Genomic DNA, 19,429 nt, shown 5'->3' with positions numbered 1-19,429 from the left:
CCTGTTGGGGAAAAGCGAAGGTGATGCAAATGGCGGGGATACCGGATGGTCGCGGAAATGCCGTCAGGCTGTGTGAGGTCGCCGCCGTGCGTGAACGCCCGCAACGTGTCCTCACGCAGGGGCGTGCGCTTGTGGTTTGGAGCACGCAGGACGGGCGGGTATGCGTGTTCGATGATCGCTGCCCGCATGGCAATGCGCGCCTGTCCACTGGTTATGTCCAGTATGACCGGCTTGTCTGCCCGCTGCATATGTGGACCTTTGGCATACGCGGCGACGTGGATGCGCCCGGTGGGCGGATTGAGGCGGCAAACCCCATGCCGCGCCCCTATGACGCATGGGTGGAGGGGGAAGATGTCTGGGCTGACGTACGTCCCGCCATGGGAAAGTCTGCAAATTAACGCATTGAAAAGTAGTAAAAATTTTGGTGAATCTTTTTCGCAAGCTCTGAAAGACGCTGCTTTTTTCGATTCAGGGGTGGCGCCCAAAAACTTTCATTCACTACGGCGTGCCATCAGTTAAGCCCTGAAAGCTTGAGCAGAGTGTTTGAAAACAGCTCATTGACAAAAAAGAAAAGTTTTTGGTGCCGCCTTTTGATCGGAAAAGGCGGCGTCTTCTGAAGCTTTTTGGAAAAAGCTTCACCAAAAACATTTATAATTTCAGTATGTTATAGAGCCTGATTGTTCAAACAGTCTCTGGGCTGAGGGGGTGTATTTTCTGTCGCTCTGTATGGACTGTTTTTCCGGCTTTGGAGGAGAACAATCGATGCGGCTCTATGGCTTACGTTGGCGAGCAGTGGGAGCGGATAACTGACGACACGCCGTAGAATCCGGGTCTTCGCGTAGCAGCCATCCCCGGATTACCGCGAGGATATAATTGCACTGCGCCTGTTCCAGGGCGCGCCCCTTCGCAAACCCATGCCATTTCTCTATGCAGCCGCGACAGCAGGTGCCGGTTGCATGCTGTGCGACGAAAACCGGATGCCCCCGCCATGGGGTCTGCCGCCCGTCCTTATGCGGGTGGGCGGGGGCCAGGCGTGTCGCAATGAACTCAGCCGCATGTTCGCATACATTGTGCAGCCCCTGCCGGTGCAGATAGGCCCGATCCCTTGTGTCGAGATGAAAACGTGTGCGAAAGCGCGAGCGCGACAGTCGCGCCCACAGATCCTCTGCGACATCAGGTAGTGTGGTGGACAGGGGCGTGACAGACTGGGCCGTATCAGGGTGGGTCGTATCATATTGGGCCGTGCCTGCTGGCGTCTCCCGTGATGGCGGCGGTGGCGCGAACAGGTCCGCCTGTCCCGCCGGTGGGGCCGCCGCCTGCCTGCGACGCGAGGGCGTGCGCACCGTCATGACCGGGGTGTGCTTCAGGCCGGGCGCACCAGAATGTGCTTCTTCTTGCCGGATGACAGCTTGATAACCCCGTCATGCAGGTCGCCTTCGCCGATCATGCGTCCCTCATCCGTCACCACCTCGTCATTAAGGCGTGCGCCACCCCCACGGATCAGGCGGCGTGCCTCCCCATTGCTGGCGACAAGGCCACTGTCGGCAAACAGGCGGAATGTCGGGATACCTTCATGCAGGGTGGCGGCGGCGATGCTGATGGAGGGCAGGGCGTCCGCGCTCAGCGCACCTTCCTCAAACGTGCGGCGGGCGGCCTCGGCGGCCTGTTCGGCTGCCGCGCGGCCATGGCACAGGGCGGTGGCCTCGGTTGCCAGGACCTTCTTCGCCTCGTTGATGCCTGCACCGGGCAGGGCGGCCAGACGGTCGCATTCCTCAATCGGCAGGTCGGTAAACAGGCGCAGGAAACGCCCCACATCGGCATCTTCGGTATTGCGCCAGAACTGCCAGTATTCAAAGACCGGCAGGCGTGCCGCCGACAGCCAGACCGCGCCGCGCGCGGACTTGCCCATCTTGGTCCCCGAACTGGTGGTCAGCAGCGGCGTCGTCAGGCCGAACACCTGTTGCTGGTTCATGCGCCGCACCAGGTCGATGCCCGATACGATGTTCCCCCACTGGTCCGATCCGCCCATCTGCAATGTGACGCCATGGCGGGCATTGAGTTCGCGGAAATCATAGGATTGCAATATGGAGTAATTGAACTCCAGAAAGGTCAGGCCCTGTTCGCGTTCCAGCCGGCTGCGTACCGAATCGAACGACAGCATCCGGTTGATCGAGAAATGGACACCCACATCACGCAGCAGGTCGATATAGGACAGCCGGTCCAGCCAGTCGGCGTTATTCGCCAGGATCGCGCCGGACTTGTCGTTCGCGCTGGACTTGTCATCGAATGACAGGAACTGCCGAAGGCATCCCTCAATCCCGCGCAGGTTCTGTGCAATCGTCTCGGCCGTCATCAGCTGGCGTGCTTCCTCGCGGAAGGAGGGATCGCCGATCTTCGCCGTGCCCCCGCCCACCAGCGCGACAGGCCGGTGGCCGTGTTTTTGCAGCAGACGCAGCATCATGATCTGGATCAGGCTGCCGACATGCAGGCTGTCCGCCGTGGGATCAAACCCGATATAGCCCGAAACCGGCCCCGCCTGCATGGCGGCGTCGAGCGCCTCCATATCGGTGCACTGGAAGATGAAGCCACGTGCCTCGGCCTCGCGGAGGAATTCGCTTTTGGGCATGGTCTCTACTGTATCTGCGGGTTGTCACGGGTCCACCCTGGGGTGGCGATGCGACAAGGGGTCTAGCATGATCGCGCCATGCGAAGAAACCATCCGCCAACCAATGCGTTGGCGGGGCCGGGCCTCTGTCCGGTCACGTAACCGGACAGTCAGAAGCGCGGGAGGAGACATGGCGCGACAACATGCCGGTCGGCCCTGTGACAGGGGGGTGTGCGACGGGGTGCAATACCATAGGGCACGATATGACCCCGCACCCTGCGACAGCGGGCGCTGCGCGACGGCGGCGTCGCGTATGCCCGGTATCGTGTCGTCAGGCGTCGCCCGTGCGTCAGTCGGCGGCGAGGGCCAGCGCGCGGCGGTTCATCACGGTGCTGACATGGTCTTCAAGCGCAGCGGCGACTTCATCCGCGTGGGAGGCGAAGATGTGGTCCGCGCCCTTGAAGATGCGGTAGTCCACCTCGACACCCTTTTGGGTGTTGAGCTTGTCCACCAGTTTATGCACGGCGGGTTCGGGCACCAGTTCGTCGGCATCGCCCGCGATCATCAGGCCACCGCATGGACAGGGGGCGAGGAAGCCGAAATCATAATGGTTGGCGGGGGGCGCCACGCTGATCCAGCCGGTGATTTCGGGGCGGCGCATCAACAGTTGCATGCCCACGAACGCACCAAAGGAATATCCCGCGATCCACAGGCCGCGTGCATTGGGGTTGACCATCTGCATCCAGTCGAGTGCGGCGGCCGCGTCCGAAATTTCCCCGATGCCACCGTCATAACGCCCCTGGGAGCGCCCGACCCCGCGCGAGTTGTAGCGCATGACCGAAAAGCCCATCTTTTCGAATTCGCGATACATCGCATAGGTGATGCGGTTGTTCATGGTGCCGCCATGCAGCGGGTGCGGATGAAGAACCAGTGCAAGCGGCGCGTTCGGCTCGCTTGAGTGATGGTAGCGTCCTTCCAGGCGGCCGTCAGGGCCGGCGAACATGACCTCAGGCATATATATCCCGCATATGGTTGCCCGGCTGCCTGATGGCATGGCGGCGGGGCGGTTGTCATTGTTGCCTGTCCGATGGCGATGCCCCGCACCGGACTGGCGACTGATCAAGTGGCCCGGCGGCAGCAATGCTGGCCCCGGTGGCGCCGTAGCGACCCGATGGCGGCCATGTTGCGGCGCCGGTAAACCCAAAACATATGTCTGCACCCCACGGCCCCGGATGCCGTGATGCCCGGATACCGGGACTTGAGTGTGCGCGGACCGGACATATACCGATTGGGCCTGATAATGCTGACGTGGCCTAGGGATTAAAAATGTTAGTTTGTCGGGTAAGCGTTGCGTCTGTGGCAGGCATGTCGGGGTATGGCGTTGCGTGTGCCGGCCTGTCCTTATGCTGCCTCATGGTCTGCGCTCCGCCATGTGTTGCTGCGTGATGGGGCGGGGGCTTGCCGTTGCCCGGCTCCCGCCGGGCCTCATCACACGTGTGGGATGCGCAGCTTATAGCGAGGCCAATTCACAAATTGCCACATAAATCGTAAACATGGGCCACGAAGTAATGCCGTGGTATTGGCGGGCACAGAAGGATCGGGGATTGAAATGAACGGCGCCGGCGGGGATTTTTTCTATCTGGACGCCAATGCGTCGGAGCCACTTCGCCCCGAGGCGCTCGATGCGATGACGGCGGCGGCGATGGTGTGTGGCAACCCCGCGTCGGTCCATCGGTCAGGTCGCGCCGCGCGTGCCGTCATGGAGTCCGCGCGGGAAGAAATTGCCGCCACTTTCGGTATGACGGCGGAAAACTGTGTCATGACATCCGGCGGGACGGAGGCCAATGTCCTGGCGGTTGATGCGTTGGGGCGCGGGCGGCGCATCCTGTATGGCGCAAGCGAACATGACGCCGTGCGCATGGCCGCGCAGGCGCATGGCGGGCAGGCCATTCCCATCGACGCACAGGGTGTGATCCGCCTCGACACGCTGGCGGCCCTGCTGGCGCAGCCGGGGGAGGCGCTGGTCTGCGTGATGCTGGCCAATAACGAGACGGGTGTGATCCAGCCGATTGCCGAGGTCGCGCGCCTGTGTCGCGCACATGGCGCGCGTCTGCATGTCGATGCGGTGCAGGCGGCCGGGCGCATGGCGGTGGACCTGCGCGTGCTTGGCGCGGATAGCGTGGCGGTGTCGGGGCACAAATTCGGCGGGCCGAAGGGCACCGGTGCGCTCTTGCTGGCGGGGGCGGGGTTCGTCGCCCTGTCGCCCATGCTGGCGGGTGGGGGGCAGGAACAGGGGCGGCGCGGTGGTACGCCCGCGCTGCCGGCTATCGCCGGTATGGCCGCCGCCCTGTCGGCCGCGACGCGTGACCTGGCCGATCCCACGCACCGGGCGCGCCTTGCGCGGTTGCGCGACGACATTGACCGTGTGGCGCGTGACTGTGGCGCGGTGGTCTGTTCGGCGGATGCGCCACGACTGGCGCACACCACCTGCCTTGTCCTGCCACACCGGCGTGCGCAGACGCAGTTGATCGCACTCGACATGGCGGGGTTTTGCGTCTCCGCCGGGGCGGCATGTTCGTCGGGAAAGGTCGCGCGTTCGCATGTGCTGGTCGCGATGGGGCTACTGGATCAGGCGGAATGTGCGATTCGCGTCTCCCTGCCATGGTCGGTGACAGATGCGCAGGTGGGGGCGTTCATGGCCGCATATGCCGACATGGCCGCCCGCCTGCCCCTGCGCGCGGCGGTTTGACGTGGACAACGTGAGGGCGCGCTTTACAATGGCGCGGTGACGACAGGGTTCCGGCTGCTGCCTTTTTGTGAAAAAAAGCGATGCTCTTTGAAGGTTTTTGAAAAAGCTTCATCAGGAACGTCCTTGCGCCAGCCCGGCATGGTGCCGTGCGGGAACATTGTCCTGGCATGGTGGGGATCGACCCACACGTGGCGGAGTTATGTGGCGGAGTTATGATGACAATGCTGGATATGGCACGTCCGGGCGCCCAGACGCCAGATGGGGAAATCTACCTCGATTATCAGGCGACGACGCCGTGCGATCCGCGCGTGGTCGATGAAATGCTGCCATGGTTCACTACGCATTTCGCCAATCCCCACAGTGTGGATCACGCGGCGGGGCGGCGAGTGCATGACGCCGTGGAAATCGCCCGCGCCCGTGTCGCCGCCCTGCTGGGTGCGCAGGCGCGTGAGGTTGTGTTCACGTCCGGTGCAACGGAGGCCAACAACCTTGCCATCAAGGGGGCGGTGCGTCACCTGCTGTCCACCGGCACGGCGCGACGGCGGGTCATCACGGTGGCCACGGAACATAAATGCGTGCTGGAATCCGTCCGTGATCTCCGGGCCGAAGGGTGCGAACCCGTTATCGTGCCGGTCGGGGCGGACGGGCGGCTGGACCCCGATGTGCTGCACCGTGCGCTGGAGGTGCCGACCCTGCTGGTCAGCATCATGATGGCGAACAATGAAACCGGCGTGATGCATGACATGGCCGCGCTTGCCCCGCTGGTGCGCCGTGCGGGTGCGCTGCTGCACAGCGACCTTGCACAGGCGGTGGGCAAGGTCGCGGTGGATGTGCGCGCGCTGGACCTCGACCTTGCCTCGGTTTCCGCGCACAAGATGTACGGGCCAAAGGGGGTGGGCGCGCTGTTCGTACGGCGCAGGCCGCGCGTGCGGCTGGCCGCGCTGTTTTCGGGCGGGGGGCAGGAACGCGGCCTGCGCTCGGGGACGCTGCCCGCGCCGCTGCTGATCGGTTTCGGGGCGGCGTGCGACATCGCGATGCGTGAAATGGCCGGTGATGCCGCGCGCGGGCGGATGCTGCGTGACCATCTGCTGCACCTGCTGCGTGCCGGATGTCCGGGGGTGGAGGTCAATGGTGACATGGAACATCGCCTGCCGACCAACCTGAACCTGCGTTTCGCAGACGCGACGGCCCTTGATATCATGGCGCGTGCGCCCGAACTGTGTGTGTCCACGGGGTCGGCCTGTTCCTCGGCCGAGGTGGTGCCGTCTTATGTGCTGACGGCAATGGGGCTGGATGCGGCGCAGGCGGCGCGAAGCTTGCGTCTGGCGGTCGGACGCTATACCTCACGCGCCGATATGGATCGTGCGGCGCAGATCCTGTGCCGTGCCGCGGCCGGGGGCGCATAGCGCGGGGATAGGAATGGCCCGGCATGGATGTCCGGGCGTGGAACTGTGTTCAGGATGGAATGATGGCGCATATTGTTTTTGTCGAACGTGATGGCACCCGGCGCGAGGTCGCGGCCCCGCTTGGGCTGTCGGTGCTGGAAATCGCGCACAAGAACGGGGTGGACCTTGAGGGTGCGTGCGAAGGGTCGCTGGCCTGTGCGACGTGCCATGTGGTTGTCGATCCGCAGTGGGCGGAAAAGCTGACGCCCCCGACCGAGGATGAGGAAGACATGCTCGACCTTGCCTTCGGGTTGGAAAAGACATCGCGCCTTGGCTGCCAGATCGTCATGACCGAGGCGCTGGACGGGCTTGTGGTGCGCCTGCCGCGCACATCCTGAACGCGGATGTCCCGGGCGGGGCATGTGCCGGATGCGCGCGTGCCGGACGGGCATGTTCGTGGCGGGTGGCCCGATAATTCCTTTGACGCCGGGCCTATGCCTTCGATAGGCAGGATGGCCCGGTTGTCCTCAATTCGTGTGAAAGTATAACGGACCCATGCGTATCCTGGTCGCCATGTCCGGTGGGGTGGACAGTTCGGTTGTCGCCGCCCGTCTTGTCGAAGAAGGGCATGAGGTGGTGGGGGCGACCCTGCAACTGTATGATTCGCGTGAAAGCGCGCGCAAAGGCGCGTGCTGTGCGGGACGTGACATCCATGATGCACGTCGCGTGGCCGATCGCCTTGGCATCGCGCATTACGTCATCGACGCCGAACGGCGCTTCCGCGACAGCGTGATCGAGACATTCGCCGACGCCTATGCCGAAGGGGAGACGCCAGTCCCCTGTGTCGCCTGTAACCAGGGGGTGAAATTCACCGACCTTCTGGGCATGGCGCGTGACCTTGGCGTCGATGCGATGGCCACCGGCCATTACGTCCGCCGCATCGAGGGGCCGCAGGGTGTGGAACTGCACCGTCCGGTGGATGCCGGGCGTGACCAGTCATGGTTCCTGTTTGCCACCACATTGCAGCAGCTTGGCTTCCTGCGTTTCCCGCTTGGCGACATGCCGGACAAGGACGCCGTGCGGGCAGAGGCCGAACGTTTCGGTCTGGCGGTGGCGGGCAAGCCCGACAGCCAGGACCTGTGTTTCATCCCCGATGGTTCCTATGCCAGGCTGGTGGAGAAACTGCGCCCGCAGACCAGTGGCGCGGGGGAGATCGTGGACCTTTCCGGCAATGTCGTGGGCACGCATGAAGGGGTTGCGCGGTATACCGTGGGGCAGAGCCGCCGCCTGGGTGACGCGACAATGCAGGGGGGCGAACGCCAGATGGTGGTGGGGATCGAACCCGGCCGCAGGCGTGTGGTGATCGGCCCGCGCACGCAGGGTGTGACGCGCGAACTGCGGTTACGGAACATGAACTGGCTGGTGGAACCGCCTGCTCAGGGCCTGCGCTGCAGTGTGCAGATCCGCGCGCGTGAGGCGGTGCGCCCCGCCACGGTCCGCCGCACGGAAGACGGGGCATCGGTCCTCCTTGACGAGGCGGCGGTGCCCGCACCGGGACAGGCCTGTGTGATGTATGACGGGACACGGGTGCTGGGCGGTGGGTTCATCCGCCGGCACGACAGCGCCGCCTGAAGGCCACGAAAGGACGAAGACATGGCAGAGGGAAGATTGGTCATCGGGACGCGGCGTTACTCCTCCTGGTCCTTGCGCGGCTGGCTTGCCGTCAGGCTGGCGGCGCTGGATGTGGAGGAGGTGGTGATCCCGCTTTCCAACGATGGCAACACGTCGGCCATCAGGACCATTTCCCCCAATGGCAAGGTGCCTTATCTGGAACATCGGGGAAGTGTGGTGTGGGAAAGCATCGCGATCTGTGAATATTGTGCCGATCAGGCGCCAGCCCTCTGGCCGGTCGCGCCGCGTGCGCGCGCCTTTGCACGCTCCATCGCGGCAGAGATGCATGCCGGTTTCCGTGCGGTGCGCGCGGCGATGCCGATGAATGTCGGGCGTCATGCCCGTCCGCTGGCGGGCGGCACGAATGACGACATCGATGCGGACATCGCGCGTATCGACGCCATCTGGACCGAGGCACGGCTGGATTTCGGGCAGGGCGGCGCGTTCCTGTTCGGTGCTGATTTTACACTGGCTGATGCGATGTATGCGCCCATCGTCTCGCGCTTCCTGTCCTATGGCGTGACCCCTTCGCCGGAATCAGTGGCCTATATGAACGCGGTGCGTGCGCATCCGCTGGTGGATCAGTGGTACCAGGCCGCGCTGGCGGAGCCGAAGGAATGGCGCAACGCCAGGTTCGAGGACATCCCCTGAGGGGCCGTATCGCCCGGTGTGGGGTAAACCCGGTGCGGAGTGAGTGATGCGTGTCGTGACAGTACTGCCCCGGCGGGAGGGATATTCCCCCGACGCGGTGGGCGCCATCGGGTTGCAGGTCACGGCCATGGCCGGGACGGATGATGTGGTCGTGGGCATGCCCATTACGGGCACACCGCTGTCTGGTGGCCGGTTCGTGCCGGCGGTGATGGGGTGGTGGCCACCGGGGACGGCGCTATGGCGTTATGCATGCGCGGTGGCGCGTGCGATCCGTCGCACCATACCCGCACCTGACCTGATCGAGGTGCATAACCGTCCCGACATGGCCCTGTTCCTGGCGCACCGGTTCCCCGGCGTTCCCATCCTGCTGGTGCTGCATAACGATCCGCAGGGCATGCGTTTTGCCCGCACGCCCGCGCAACGGCGTGCATTGGTTGGGCGGGTGCGTATCGCCGCCGTATCACACTGGCTGCGTGCGCGCTTCCTCGACGGCCTGCCTGACGATTGCGGCGCGCGCGTCGTGTTTTCCCCCAATGGCACCGTCGTGCCCGCAACCTGTACGCCGGCCGCCGCGCGTGAAGCGGTGGTGATGTTCGCCGGGCGCGTGGTCGCGGACAAGGGGGCGGACCTGTTCGTGCAGGCATGGGCCAGCATCCGCGCGGCCCATCCCGGCTGGCGCGCGGTGATGTATGGCGCGGACCGTTTTTTTGCGCAGGCGCCTGAAACCCCCTTCATCGCAGCACTGCGGCCGCAGGCAAAGGCGGCAGGGGTGAAGATGTTGGGATACCGCCCCCATGCCGATGTATTGGCGGCGATGGGACGGGCGGCGATCGTGGTCATGCCCGGACGCTGGCCCGAGCCCTTTGGCCTCAGCGCGCTGGAGGCAATGGCGGCGGGGGCGGCGCTGGTGTCCGCGCCGTATGGGGCGCTGTCGCGGGTGGTGGGCGATGGCGGCCTGCTGGTGCCGCCAATGCCGGTGGAGGGGCTGGCCGCCGCCCTGTCGGGCCTGATGGGTGCGCCCGCCGCGCGCGCAGCCCTGTCGGTGCGGGGACGCGAACAGGCGCGCCGGTTCGACCTGCCCCATGCCCGTGCCATCCGGCACGAGGTCCGCGCCGCCTGTATCGGCGCAGGGGTGTGATGTGGGCGCATGTTCGGGGCGCATGACCATCGCGCATGTCGGCAGCATGGGGGCTGGGTATGTGACAGGCGCACCAGTATGCCTATATGCAGGAAACGTAATTCGAGAGTGATGGAGTAACACCATGTCGGACGCCACGCAGGCATCGCTGGATACGGACAGGCTTGTGCCGGTCACGGTCCTGACCGGATTTCTGGGCGCGGGAAAGACGACGCTGCTCAATCACATCCTGACCGCCGAACATGGCCGCAAATATGCGGTTGTGGTTAATGAATTCGGCGAACTGGGTGTGGATAACGACCTTGTCGTGGATGCGGACGAGGAAGTGTTCGAAATGAATAACGGGTGCATCTGCTGCACCGTGCGGGGTGACCTGATCCGTATCCTTGGCAACCTGATGAAGCGGCGCGGCAGGTTCGACGGCATCATCGTGGAGACGACCGGCCTGGCTGATCCCGCCCCCGTTGCGCAGACCTTCTTTGTCGATGAGGATGTGCGCGGCAAGACGCGCCTTGATGCGGTTGTGACCGTTGTGGATGCCTATAACGTGCTTCAGACCCTTGAGGACAGCACAGAGGCGGTGAACCAGATCGCCTTTGCCGATGTGATCATCCTCAACAAGACCGACCTTGTGGACGAAGTGGCGCTGGCCAGCATCGAATCGCGTATCCGTGCGATCAACGGCGTGGCGCGCCTGCATCGTGCGCAGCGCGGCGATGTCGCGCTGAGCGATGTGCTCGATCAGGGCGGGTTCGACCTGCAACGCGCATTGCAGCAGGCCCCGCATTTCCTGGAAGAGACCGAACACCATCATGAGGAGGACGTAACGTCGATGTCCTTCGTGGTTGAGGAACCGCTTGACGCGGCAAAGTTCCAGGCATGGATCGGCGCGCTGTTGCAAGAACAGGGCGCGGACATCCTGCGCGCCAAGGGCATCCTGAATTACAGGGGTGAGCCCCAGCGTTTTGCGTTTCAGGCGGTGCATATGATGGCTGATGGCGGCTTCATCGGCCCGTGGAAAGCGGACGAGACCCCGCAATCGCGCCTTGTGTTCATCGGGCGCAACCTTAACCGCCCGCAACTGCGTCGTGGTTTTGAAAGCTGCCGTGCGAGATGAGTGAGCAGATGAACACGACCATGCCCGAAACCCTTCTGCAACGGCGTGGCGCCACCCGTACATTGCAGGCCCATGTGACCGGCTGCGTCATTTCGCGTGACAGCCAGCAGGTCGCCTTCGTCACGGGGGAAGGGGATATCGTCCTCGCCCCGCGTGTGGATTGGGGGCAGGCCGATGCGTGGCAGGTGATGACCATCCATGATGGTGCGATCCTGTCGGTCGCGCCCGATGCGGGGCCGGGTGGGTTCCTGACGGGGGGGGACGACAACGCTCTGCGCCGCGTGGCCGCCGATGGGTCCGTCAGTGACCTGGTCAAGGGCCGCCGCTGGATTGAACATGTCACGACCTGGACCAACCCCAGGGATGCGACGAAGGGCGGCGTAATCGCCTTTGCCGCGGGCAAGAATGTGGAACTGCGTGATGCGTCGGGGGCGAATACGCTCAAGACGCTGGAACATCCCTCCACCGTCAGCGGCATTGCGTTCGACGCCAAGGGCAAACGTATCGCCGCGTCGCATTACAATGGTGCGACGATGTGGTTCGTGCAGGCCAGGGTGGACACGCCGCGGCTGCTGGAATGGAAGGGCAGCCATATCGGCATCGCCATCCACCCAGAGGGCGAGGCGCTGGTGACGTCGATGCAGGAATCCGAACTGCATGGCTGGCGGCTGTCGGACGGGCACAACATGCGCATGAGCGGCTACCCCTCCAAGGTGCAGTCGATGGCCTTTACCCGCAATGGAAAATGGCTCGTCACCAGTGGCGCGGATGTCGTGGTGATGTGGCCGTTCTTTGGCGGTGGGCCGATGGGCAAGGCGCCCGCGGAACTTGGCGGGGTGCCGGGCGTACCCTGTACCCGTGTTGCGACCCATCCCGTCCATGACATCGTGGCGGCGGGTTTTGCCGACGGCACGGTGCTGATTGCCGACAGTGCGGCGCAAAAGATCCTGCCGGTCTGCACGGCGGGGGGCGGGCCGGTATCCGCCCTGACCTTCAGCGAGGATGGCTGCGCCCTTGCTTTCGGGACAGAGGAAGGACGCATCGCCATCGTGGACCTGTCCGCGCGTTGAGCACGGGATCGCACGCGGGCGGCATGTCCGGGTTGGATGTGCCCCCTGTGCGCGTCCTGCATATCATGGCGGGGCGGGGAAATGGCGGGGCGGAACTTTATTCCACCGATGTGATTCTCAGCCTGCAGCATGCGGGACTGTCACAATGCGTGGTGATGCGCCCGGATGCGCCGCGGGCTGCGGAACTGCGCGCGGCGGGGGTGGATGTCATCACCGATCCCCTGAATGTGCCCCTTGCGATGATGCAACGCCGGCGCGTGGGGCGTGCAATCGCGCGCTATCGGCCGGATATCGTGCATTGCTGGCTGCGCCGTGCGGCTGAACTGACGCCGCCCAATACGGGGCGGTTGGTGCAGGTCATCGGCTGGTTCGGTAATTACAAGGATCTGCGCGCGTTTTCGCACTGCCGCTGGTTCGTTGGCTGCACACCTGACATGGCGGATTCGATGCAGGCGCGCGGGGTTGCTGCCGATCATGTCGCCTATATCCCGACCTTCCCCTCGGTGGAGGACGCTGCCCCGGTATCGCGGCGGTCCCTGAAGACGCCCGATGATGCGCGCGTGCTGCTGACGCTGTCGCGCCTGCATGAGGCAAAGGGGCTGGAGACGTTGTTGCGCGCATTGCGTGACCTGCCGGACTGTTACCTGTGGATGGCAGGCGACGGGCCGCTGCGTGATGCGCTGGGGGATCTGGCTGCGACGCTGGGGGTGGCGTCGCGTGTGCGTTTCCTTGGCTGGCGGACGGACCGTGGCGCGTTGCTTGCTGCGGCGGAGGTCTGTGTGCTGCCGTCACGTTATGAACCGTTCGGGACGGTCATCCTTGATGCATGGTCGGCGCGCGCGCCGCTTGTCGCCTGTGCCAGCGCCGGGCCGCGCGCGCATGTCCGCGATGGGGAAAATGGCATGCTGGTGCCGATTGACGACGTACCCGCCCTGACGCATGCCCTGCGCGCCGTACTGGATGATCCGGCACTGCGTGCGCGGATCGTGGCGGGGGGATATGCGCAGTACCGTGCCCGTTACACGCGTGAGGCGGTGACGCAACAATGGCTGGAGTATTACCGCCGCATCTGCGTGCCGGGATGACGTCATGAAATCTGGTTTCTGTATTTTTAAAACACTATGTCTTTCAAAGATTTTCTAGAAATCAGTGCCAGGAGCATCTGGCCTTTACCGCGTGGGGGCTGCCTGTTCTGGCGCAACCGGTGCCGGAGGGGCGGGCGGTTGCTGCTTTGCCACGCCGCCGAGGAATGATTCCGCCAGCGCACTGTATAGCGAATGGTGGCAGATCATGCGTGAGACGCCATAGGCAAGGAATGCGGTGGCCAGCAGGGCCAGCGTGACTTCCTGATTGTCGCACATTTCCATGACGATGACCGACGCCGTCAATGGTGACTGTACTACGGCGGAAAAATATCCCACCATCCCTAGCAGGACGACCGCACCCGGCGTGGTGTGGGGCAGGAACTGTGCCACCCATCCACCAAACCCCGCCCCGATCGCCAATGATGGCGCGAACAGCCCACCCGGAATGCCGGAGCAGTAGGAAATGATGGTGGCGATGAATTTCAGGATGAAGAACGATGCGGGGTAATGCGCCTGTCCATCAATGATGGCATGCGCCTGATAATATCCCGTGCCGTAGGTGATGCCGTCCGATGCGATGCCAAGGATCGCCAGCATCAGGCCGCATGTGGCGGCGAACGCCACGGGATGGCTTTTGGCAAAGCGTCCCAGCGCACCCGGAAGGCCCGCCGTCGCACGGATCAGGATGGCGGAAAACACGCCACCGCCCACGCCGCCAAGGATGCCGCAGGTCAGCACCGCGATCCAGCTGATGCCGATGGGCACGCTGACGTCGGTATGGCCGAAATAGGTATAGTTGCCGACCAGCGCGATGGCGGTGACACCAGACAGGATCACACCCGTCAGCATGGTGCCACTGGTACGCTGTTCGAAAGAATGGCTCAATTCCTCAATGGCAAAGACGATCCCGGCAAGCGGCGTGTTGAAGGCCGCAGCCACGCCCGATGCCCCCCCCGCCAGGATCAGGCCCCGCCGCATGCTGACGGTGGACAGGTTCAGCCAGCGCCCGCAGGTATGCATGATGGCCGCCCCCACCTGCACCGTTGGTCCCTCACGCCCGATCGACGCCCCGGCCAGAAGGCCCAGCGTCGTCAGTGCGATCTTGCCAAACGCGATCCGCAACGTCAGCAACCGGTCCACCACCGCGAAGTTCGTCAGGTTCAGTGTCGCGATGGTCTGCGGGATGCCGCTGCCCTGTGCGCCACGGAACCATGTCCGCGTCAGCCATGATGACAGGGCAAGCCCACCTGGCGTGACAATCAGCATGACCCACGGGTTCCATGCGATCAGGTGCGTGCGGATGGCCGCCGCCCTGTCCGCCGCAAGGGCAAAGACGACCGCCACGATTCCCACGGCGATGGCCGCCGTCCAGCAGGCAAGCTTGCGCCGCCACTGTTCCGTGGTGATCCGTGCGGAACGCCGCAGGTGACGCCTGCGGGCCGGGGTAAGGTCAGGTTTCATAGCCGGACAGGGCTTTCAGTAATGACGTGGAACCGGAACCGGTATCTGCTGTGCAAAGATGGAGATAACGTTATCAGACGGGCGTACTGTTCCAGGGTGCGCCGTGCTGATGGTGCGTTGTGGCGCGCAGGGGCCGTTCGGGGTGGGGTGACATCGTGCATGACCGCCACAATGACCCCAAACCCGTGTGTTGGTACAGGGTTGCCGGATCATGTCGCCGTGCCACTGCATGGCTGCCATCCCCGTTGCAACAGTCATCAGGGCAGGACAATGATGCCGTTATGCTTGGCCTTGCGTTCGGGTTCAACATGAATATTGATCAGCGCACTGCCCAGTTCCCGGCGTAATGCCTCCTCGATACGGTCACAGATCTGATGGGCGGCCTCCACACTCATGTCGCCAGCAACGACGAGGTGAAATTCGATGAAGGTCATCGCGCCGACGATACGCGCGCGGATGTCATGCGCCTCGATCGCGCCCGTGGCGTTGATGGAGATGATCCGGCGGATCTGCGTCAGCGTGGCCGGTTCGGGTGCCGCGTCCATCAGGCCGGAGATGGAGGTGCGCATCATGTCCCACCCGGTGCGCAGCACATTAAGCGCGATCAGCCCGGCAAGGATGCTGTCCAGCCTGTCCCATCCCGTCAGCGGGATCAGCACAAAGCCCGCCACCAGCGCGGCTGACGCCCATACGTCGGACAGCACATGCTGTGCCCCCGCGATCAGGGTGGGCGACTGGTGGCGTCGCCCTGCCGCCATCATGACCGCCCCCCATACGAGGTTGAGAATACCCGCCCCGCCATTGAAGATTACGCCGATCATGGAATTGGTCGGCAGGTGGGGGTCGAACCATCCCTTCCATGCCTCATGCCCGATGGTTATGGCGGTCATGACCACCAGTACCCCTTCGGCCACGGCGGACAGGTATTCGGCCTTGTAATGGCCATAGGTGTGGTTTTCGTCCGGCGGCAGGCTTGCGACATGCAGCGCCCACAGCCCCGCCACGGCGGCAACGACATTGATGATCGTCTCCAGCGTGTCGGAATACAGCGCGACACTGCCGGTTGCGCGCCACGCCATGTATTTCATCGCCAGCGCAAGGATGCTGACCGCCAGCGTCACCCAGGCGATCAGGTTGCGTGATGCCCCAGAACTGGAACCGGAACCGGGGGCGGTGGTCGGCATCGCCGTGTCTGGGGATGTGCTGATCATACGCTATGCGCCGCCGCAAGCATGCACAGCGTTGCATCATGGCGGGTTTCCATCTGCAACGTGGGATGGACGATCCTGAAGCGCGCCTTGAGTTCGCGGGCGATATCATGCAGCGTACGGCTGTTCATCGCGGGGGCATGTTCATCGCGGACAAGATGAACCGTAAGCGCGGTTTCAGTCGTGCTGATGGGCCAGATATGCAGGTCATGCAGGTCCACGATATCAGGCAGGGTGCGCAGATACTCTTCCACCTGCATGCGATCAACCGAACGTGGCACCCGGTCGAGTGCCATATCCAGCGAATCCCGCAGCAGCGACCACGTCCCCGCCACGATGGAGATGGAGACCAGCAGGCTGACCACCGGGTCCATCCACAGCCATCCCGTCATGACGATGATGCCGCCCGACACCACCACCGCCAGCGACATCAGCGCATCGGATGCCATATGAAGGAACGCGCCCCGCAGGTTCAGGTCCCCTTTGCCCCCGCTGGCGAACAGCATTGCCGTCACCCCGTTGACGGCAATGCCGATGGCGGCGACGACCATGACCGTCATGCCCGCAACCGGATGCGGATGGGCAAGGCGCAGCACGGATTCCCAGATGATCCCCCCCGTCACCAGCAGGAGGGCGACCGCATTGCCAAGCGCCGCAAGGATGGAGGAGCGGCGCAGGCCATAAGTGAAATTGGCGGTGGGGGAACGCCGTGACAGGATTTCCGCCAGCCATGCGGCCCCAAGCGCCAGGACATCGGACAGGTTATGCCCCGCATCGGCAAGCAGCGCGAGCGCATGCGACGCGACGCCCCATGTGGCCTCTGCGATGACGTAAATCAGGTTCAGCGCGATCCCGAAGGCAAAGGCCCTGCCATACGAGGCCGGGGCATGGGCGTGGTGATGGCCGAACGCGCCGTGGGCATGGTCATGACCCGCATGTCCATCCTCCTCATCATGGTCATGGCTGTGCCCATGACCGTCATCATGATGGGGGGAATGATCATGCCCATGACCATGACAGGATTCGTCGTGATGCTCGTCGCCCATTGGCGCGCTCTTTCCTCGGTCTGTGTCCCGGCGATGCTGCGCCATGGAACGCGAACTTTCAGCGGCTGGGGACATGCGGCGCGCATGGGGCACCCGCATTAATGCGACATGCCGCCCTCGCCCCATCCGGGTCGGCATGATATGGCAGGCGCGCCGCACACGGGCAATGGGTGATTGCAGATCACATGCCCATTCATGTCATACCCCCTGCCGGAGCATCATCGTGTCGATGGACCCTTTCCCGATGATCAGACTTACCGAACTGCGCCTTCCCCTTGGTCATGACCGCGCGGCGCTGGAACAGGCCATTGTGGAACGCCTGGATATCGCCCCTGACGCGCTGGAGGGGTTCGAGATATTCCGTCGTGGCCATGATGCGCGCAGGCGGGGGCGGGTGGTGATGGTCTATACCATCGACTGCCGGGTGCGTGACGCGGATGTGGTGCTGGCGGCGCATGCGCAGGACCGCAATGTGGTCGTGGCGCCCGACACCCGCTATCGCATGTGCATTGATGATGGCGCACGCCTCGCCACGCGTCCGGGTTACAGCCGTCCGGTCGTGGTCGGTGCGGGGCCATGCGGGCTGATGGCGGCACTGGTTCTGGCGCAGATGGGGTTGCGGCCCATCATTGTCGAACGTGGCAAGGTGGTGCGCGAACGCACCGTCGATACGTTTGCGTTGTGGCGCAAATCCGTCCTCAATCCCGAAAGCAACGTGCAGTTCGGCGAAGGCGGGGCAGGGACGTTTTCCGACGGCAAGCTTTACAGCCAGGTCAGCGATCCACGCCATTATGGCCGCAAGGTGCTGGAAGAGTTCGTGCGCGCTGGCGCGCCGGAGGAAATCCTCTATATCTCCCACCCGCATGTCGGCACGTTCCGCCTTGTCTCCATGGTGGAACATATCCGCGCCCAGATCGAGGCGCTTGGCGGGGAATACCGCTTTGACGCGCATGTGGATGAACTGCTGATCGATGTGGCGGTGGATGGCGCGCGCCACGTCAGGGGGGTGCGGCTGGGGGATGGGCAGGTCATTGCGGCCACGCATGTCATCCTTGCCATCGGGCACAGCGCGCGCGACACGTTCGCCCGCCTGCACGCCAGCGGGGTGGAAATGGTGGCAAAGCCCTTTTCCATCGGCGTGCGTATCGAACACCCGCAATCAGTCATTGATGTCGCGCGATATGGCACCCGCACGCCGGACCCGGTGGTCGGGGCGGCGGATTACCGGTTGGTGCATCATGCGTCCAATGGGCGTGCGGTCTATTCCTTCTGCATGTGCCCCGGCGGCACGGTTGTCGCCGCCACGTCGGAGGAAGGACAGGTCGTGACCAATGGCATGAGCCAGTATTCCCGCGCCGAACGCAATGCAAATGCCGGAATTGTGGTGGGTGTCACACCGGATGTGGATTATCCCGGCGGCCCTCTGGCCGGGATTGCGTTCCAGCGTCACTGGGAACGTCAGGCGTTCCTGGCAGGGGGTGGGCGTTATTTCGCCCCGGCGCAGACGGTGGGCGATTTTCTGGCCGGCCGCGCCTCCACCTCGCTTGGCGATGTCGTGCCGTCCTATCGCCCCGGCGTCACGCCAACCGACCTTGCCGCCTGCCTGCCGGATTTCGTGGTCGCCGCCCTGCGTGAGGCGTTGCCGGCCTTTGAACGTAAGCTGGAGGGATTCGCCATGGCCGACGCCGTCATGACGGGGGTGGAGACACGGACTTCCTCCCCCTTGCGTATCCTGCGGGGTGTGGATGGGCAAAGCGTCAATACCGGCGGCCTTTATCCGGCGGGTGAGGGGGCGGGGTATGCGGGCGGTATCCTGTCGGCGGGGATTGATGGCATCCGCATGGCAGAGGCCGTTGCCCTGTCGCTGGCGGGACGCTCGGTGGACGGATTGGTGCGCAAGGGGATGGTACATGCGTCCGAAGCGCGCTAAGGCAGGATTTTCATAAAATCCTGCCTGACGCAGATCTGTGTTCGCAGGCTGTCGGGTTGGGAGATCAAATGGACATCATTCATAACTTATGAAAATGTATTTCTGTTTTTTGCTGAAAAATTATATTATTTTCATAATTTAAGAAATGTTTTTTGCGTAAAATCTCGATCCAGCAGTCTCCAACAGCCTGTCGGATCGGCTCCGGGATTTGACCAAAAGTGCAATATGGATGTCCCTATGGGTGCAAATTGATCGTTCGCTCAGGACCGGGATAATCAAAGTTGTCAGGTATCACTTTTTCCAAAAATCCTGT

At 63.7% G+C, this 19,429-nt stretch carries 18 protein-coding genes; 11 read left to right on the top strand and 7 right to left on the bottom strand.

From position 1 onward, the window contains the following. Window positions 1–29: 29 nt before the first annotated feature. A complete protein-coding gene (locus IFJ82_RS13550) occupies window positions 30–398 on the top strand; it encodes a Rieske (2Fe-2S) protein (protein ID WP_225578675.1) in 369 nt (122 codons plus the stop codon). Window positions 399–770: 372 nt separating this feature from the next. Here IFJ82_RS13550 and IFJ82_RS13545 read toward each other — a convergent pair whose 3' ends face one another. The 3 genes from IFJ82_RS13545 to IFJ82_RS13535 all read right to left on the bottom strand — a co-directional run bounded on the left by IFJ82_RS13545 (window position 771) and on the right by IFJ82_RS13535 (window position 3,620). Further along, window positions 771–1,349: a DUF4186 domain-containing protein gene (locus IFJ82_RS13545; RefSeq protein ID WP_192264915.1), complete on the bottom strand. Its 579-nt coding sequence runs from the start codon at window positions 1,347–1,349 to the stop codon at window positions 771–773. Window positions 1,350–1,363: 14 nt separating this feature from the next. Further along, entirely contained in the window at window positions 1,364–2,626 is a 1,263-nt protein-coding gene (gene tyrS, locus IFJ82_RS13540; RefSeq protein WP_192264913.1) for a tyrosine--tRNA ligase, read from the bottom strand. A gap of 328 nt (window positions 2,627–2,954) precedes the next feature. Continuing rightward, entirely contained in the window at window positions 2,955–3,620 is a 666-nt protein-coding gene (locus IFJ82_RS13535) for an alpha/beta hydrolase (RefSeq protein ID WP_003617827.1), read from the bottom strand. A gap of 594 nt (window positions 3,621–4,214) precedes the next feature. Between IFJ82_RS13535 and IFJ82_RS13530 the strand changes: the two genes are divergently transcribed. Beyond that, window positions 4,215–5,354 (top strand): cysteine desulfurase family protein, encoded by a 1,140-nt coding sequence (locus tag IFJ82_RS13530; RefSeq protein ID WP_192264911.1) that lies wholly within the window; start codon window positions 4,215–4,217, stop codon window positions 5,352–5,354. 23 nt (window positions 5,355–5,377) lie between these two features. On the opposite strand, the gene IFJ82_RS15925 is transcribed toward IFJ82_RS13530, so the two are convergent. Further along, window positions 5,378–5,512: a hypothetical protein gene (locus tag IFJ82_RS15925; RefSeq protein ID WP_003617829.1), complete on the bottom strand. Its 135-nt coding sequence runs from the start codon at window positions 5,510–5,512 to the stop codon at window positions 5,378–5,380. Between the two features lie 63 nt (window positions 5,513–5,575). Between IFJ82_RS15925 and IFJ82_RS13525 the strand changes: the two genes are divergently transcribed. From IFJ82_RS13525 to IFJ82_RS13490, 8 genes are all read left to right on the top strand, one after another. Next, a complete protein-coding gene (locus IFJ82_RS13525; RefSeq protein WP_081378504.1) occupies window positions 5,576–6,760 on the top strand; it encodes a cysteine desulfurase family protein in 1,185 nt (394 codons plus the stop codon). Window positions 6,761–6,822: 62 nt separating this feature from the next. Then, the gene (locus IFJ82_RS13520) at window positions 6,823–7,137 is read left to right on the top strand and encodes a ferredoxin family 2Fe-2S iron-sulfur cluster binding protein (RefSeq protein ID WP_075595989.1); all 315 of its coding nucleotides are present in this window, start codon (window positions 6,823–6,825) and stop codon (window positions 7,135–7,137) included. A 157-nt stretch (window positions 7,138–7,294) separates the two neighbouring features. After that, window positions 7,295–8,371, top strand: coding sequence for a tRNA 2-thiouridine(34) synthase MnmA (gene mnmA / locus IFJ82_RS13515; RefSeq protein ID WP_003617832.1), 1,077 nt, complete (start codon window positions 7,295–7,297; stop codon window positions 8,369–8,371). A 21-nt stretch (window positions 8,372–8,392) separates the two neighbouring features. Further along, complete coding sequence (locus tag IFJ82_RS13510; protein ID WP_192264909.1) at window positions 8,393–9,061, top strand: glutathione S-transferase family protein; 669 nt, start codon at window positions 8,393–8,395, stop codon at window positions 9,059–9,061. Window positions 9,062–9,107: 46 nt separating this feature from the next. Further along, window positions 9,108–10,199, top strand: a complete 1,092-nt coding sequence (locus IFJ82_RS13505; protein WP_192264907.1) for a glycosyltransferase family 4 protein — start codon at window positions 9,108–9,110, stop codon at window positions 10,197–10,199. Between the two features lie 124 nt (window positions 10,200–10,323). Continuing rightward, window positions 10,324–11,316, top strand: a complete 993-nt coding sequence (locus tag IFJ82_RS13500; protein WP_192264905.1) for a CobW family GTP-binding protein — start codon at window positions 10,324–10,326, stop codon at window positions 11,314–11,316. Between the two features lie 8 nt (window positions 11,317–11,324). Then, window positions 11,325–12,386: a WD40 repeat domain-containing protein gene (locus IFJ82_RS13495; protein ID WP_408901689.1), complete on the top strand. Its 1,062-nt coding sequence runs from the start codon at window positions 11,325–11,327 to the stop codon at window positions 12,384–12,386. A gap of 47 nt (window positions 12,387–12,433) precedes the next feature. Next, window positions 12,434–13,471 carry a glycosyltransferase gene (locus tag IFJ82_RS13490; protein WP_192266563.1) on the top strand — a complete coding sequence of 346 codons (1,038 nt, stop codon included), beginning with the start codon at window positions 12,434–12,436 and terminating at the stop codon, window positions 13,469–13,471. Between the two features lie 84 nt (window positions 13,472–13,555). On the opposite strand, the gene IFJ82_RS13485 is transcribed toward IFJ82_RS13490, so the two are convergent. From IFJ82_RS13485 to IFJ82_RS13475, 3 genes are all read right to left on the bottom strand, one after another. Beyond that, window positions 13,556–14,932, bottom strand: coding sequence for a chloride channel protein (locus IFJ82_RS13485; RefSeq protein WP_003617838.1), 1,377 nt, complete (start codon window positions 14,930–14,932; stop codon window positions 13,556–13,558). 257 nt (window positions 14,933–15,189) lie between these two features. After that, complete coding sequence (locus IFJ82_RS13480) at window positions 15,190–16,116, bottom strand: cation diffusion facilitator family transporter (protein WP_075631568.1); 927 nt, start codon at window positions 16,114–16,116, stop codon at window positions 15,190–15,192. A 23-nt stretch (window positions 16,117–16,139) separates the two neighbouring features. Then, the gene (locus IFJ82_RS13475) at window positions 16,140–17,186 is read right to left on the bottom strand and encodes a cation diffusion facilitator family transporter (RefSeq protein WP_003617841.1); all 1,047 of its coding nucleotides are present in this window, start codon (window positions 17,184–17,186) and stop codon (window positions 16,140–16,142) included. A 244-nt stretch (window positions 17,187–17,430) separates the two neighbouring features. Here IFJ82_RS13475 and IFJ82_RS13470 point away from each other — a divergent pair, with 244 nt between their 5' ends. Then, a complete protein-coding gene (locus tag IFJ82_RS13470; protein ID WP_192264901.1) occupies window positions 17,431–19,116 on the top strand; it encodes an NAD(P)/FAD-dependent oxidoreductase in 1,686 nt (561 codons plus the stop codon). Window positions 19,117–19,429: the final 313 nt, after the last annotated feature.

Source organism: Novacetimonas hansenii (assembly GCF_014843995.1).
Taxonomy (GTDB): Bacteria; Pseudomonadota; Alphaproteobacteria; order Acetobacterales; family Acetobacteraceae; genus Novacetimonas; species Novacetimonas hansenii.
This window is presented reverse-complemented; position numbering and strand designations above follow the sequence as displayed.

Excerpts from the sequence above, each read along its gene's own strand:
- IFJ82_RS13550 (WP_225578675.1), top strand. The coding sequence starts at position 30 with ATGGCGGGGATACCGGATGGTCGCGGAAATGCCGTCAGGCTGTGTGAG.
- IFJ82_RS13545 (WP_192264915.1), bottom strand. The coding sequence starts at position 1,349 with ATGACGGTGCGCACGCCCTCGCGTCGCAGGCAGGCGGCGGCCCCACCG.
- tyrS (WP_192264913.1), bottom strand. The coding sequence starts at position 2,626 with ATGCCCAAAAGCGAATTCCTCCGCGAGGCCGAGGCACGTGGCTTCATC.
- IFJ82_RS13535 (WP_003617827.1), bottom strand. The coding sequence starts at position 3,620 with ATGCCTGAGGTCATGTTCGCCGGCCCTGACGGCCGCCTGGAAGGACGC.
- IFJ82_RS13530 (WP_192264911.1), top strand. The coding sequence starts at position 4,215 with ATGAACGGCGCCGGCGGGGATTTTTTCTATCTGGACGCCAATGCGTCG.
- IFJ82_RS15925 (WP_003617829.1), bottom strand. The coding sequence starts at position 5,512 with ATGTTCCCGCACGGCACCATGCCGGGCTGGCGCAAGGACGTTCCTGAT.
- IFJ82_RS13525 (WP_081378504.1), top strand. The coding sequence starts at position 5,576 with ATGCTGGATATGGCACGTCCGGGCGCCCAGACGCCAGATGGGGAAATC.
- IFJ82_RS13520 (WP_075595989.1), top strand. The coding sequence starts at position 6,823 with ATGGCGCATATTGTTTTTGTCGAACGTGATGGCACCCGGCGCGAGGTC.
- mnmA (WP_003617832.1), top strand. The coding sequence starts at position 7,295 with ATGCGTATCCTGGTCGCCATGTCCGGTGGGGTGGACAGTTCGGTTGTC.
- IFJ82_RS13510 (WP_192264909.1), top strand. The coding sequence starts at position 8,393 with ATGGCAGAGGGAAGATTGGTCATCGGGACGCGGCGTTACTCCTCCTGG.
- IFJ82_RS13505 (WP_192264907.1), top strand. The coding sequence starts at position 9,108 with ATGCGTGTCGTGACAGTACTGCCCCGGCGGGAGGGATATTCCCCCGAC.
- IFJ82_RS13500 (WP_192264905.1), top strand. The coding sequence starts at position 10,324 with ATGTCGGACGCCACGCAGGCATCGCTGGATACGGACAGGCTTGTGCCG.
- IFJ82_RS13495 (WP_408901689.1), top strand. The coding sequence starts at position 11,325 with ATGAACACGACCATGCCCGAAACCCTTCTGCAACGGCGTGGCGCCACC.
- IFJ82_RS13485 (WP_003617838.1), bottom strand. The coding sequence starts at position 14,932 with ATGAAACCTGACCTTACCCCGGCCCGCAGGCGTCACCTGCGGCGTTCC.
- IFJ82_RS13480 (WP_075631568.1), bottom strand. The coding sequence starts at position 16,116 with ATGCCGACCACCGCCCCCGGTTCCGGTTCCAGTTCTGGGGCATCACGC.
- IFJ82_RS13475 (WP_003617841.1), bottom strand. The coding sequence starts at position 17,186 with ATGGGCGACGAGCATCACGACGAATCCTGTCATGGTCATGGGCATGAT.
- IFJ82_RS13470 (WP_192264901.1), top strand. The coding sequence starts at position 17,431 with ATGATCAGACTTACCGAACTGCGCCTTCCCCTTGGTCATGACCGCGCG.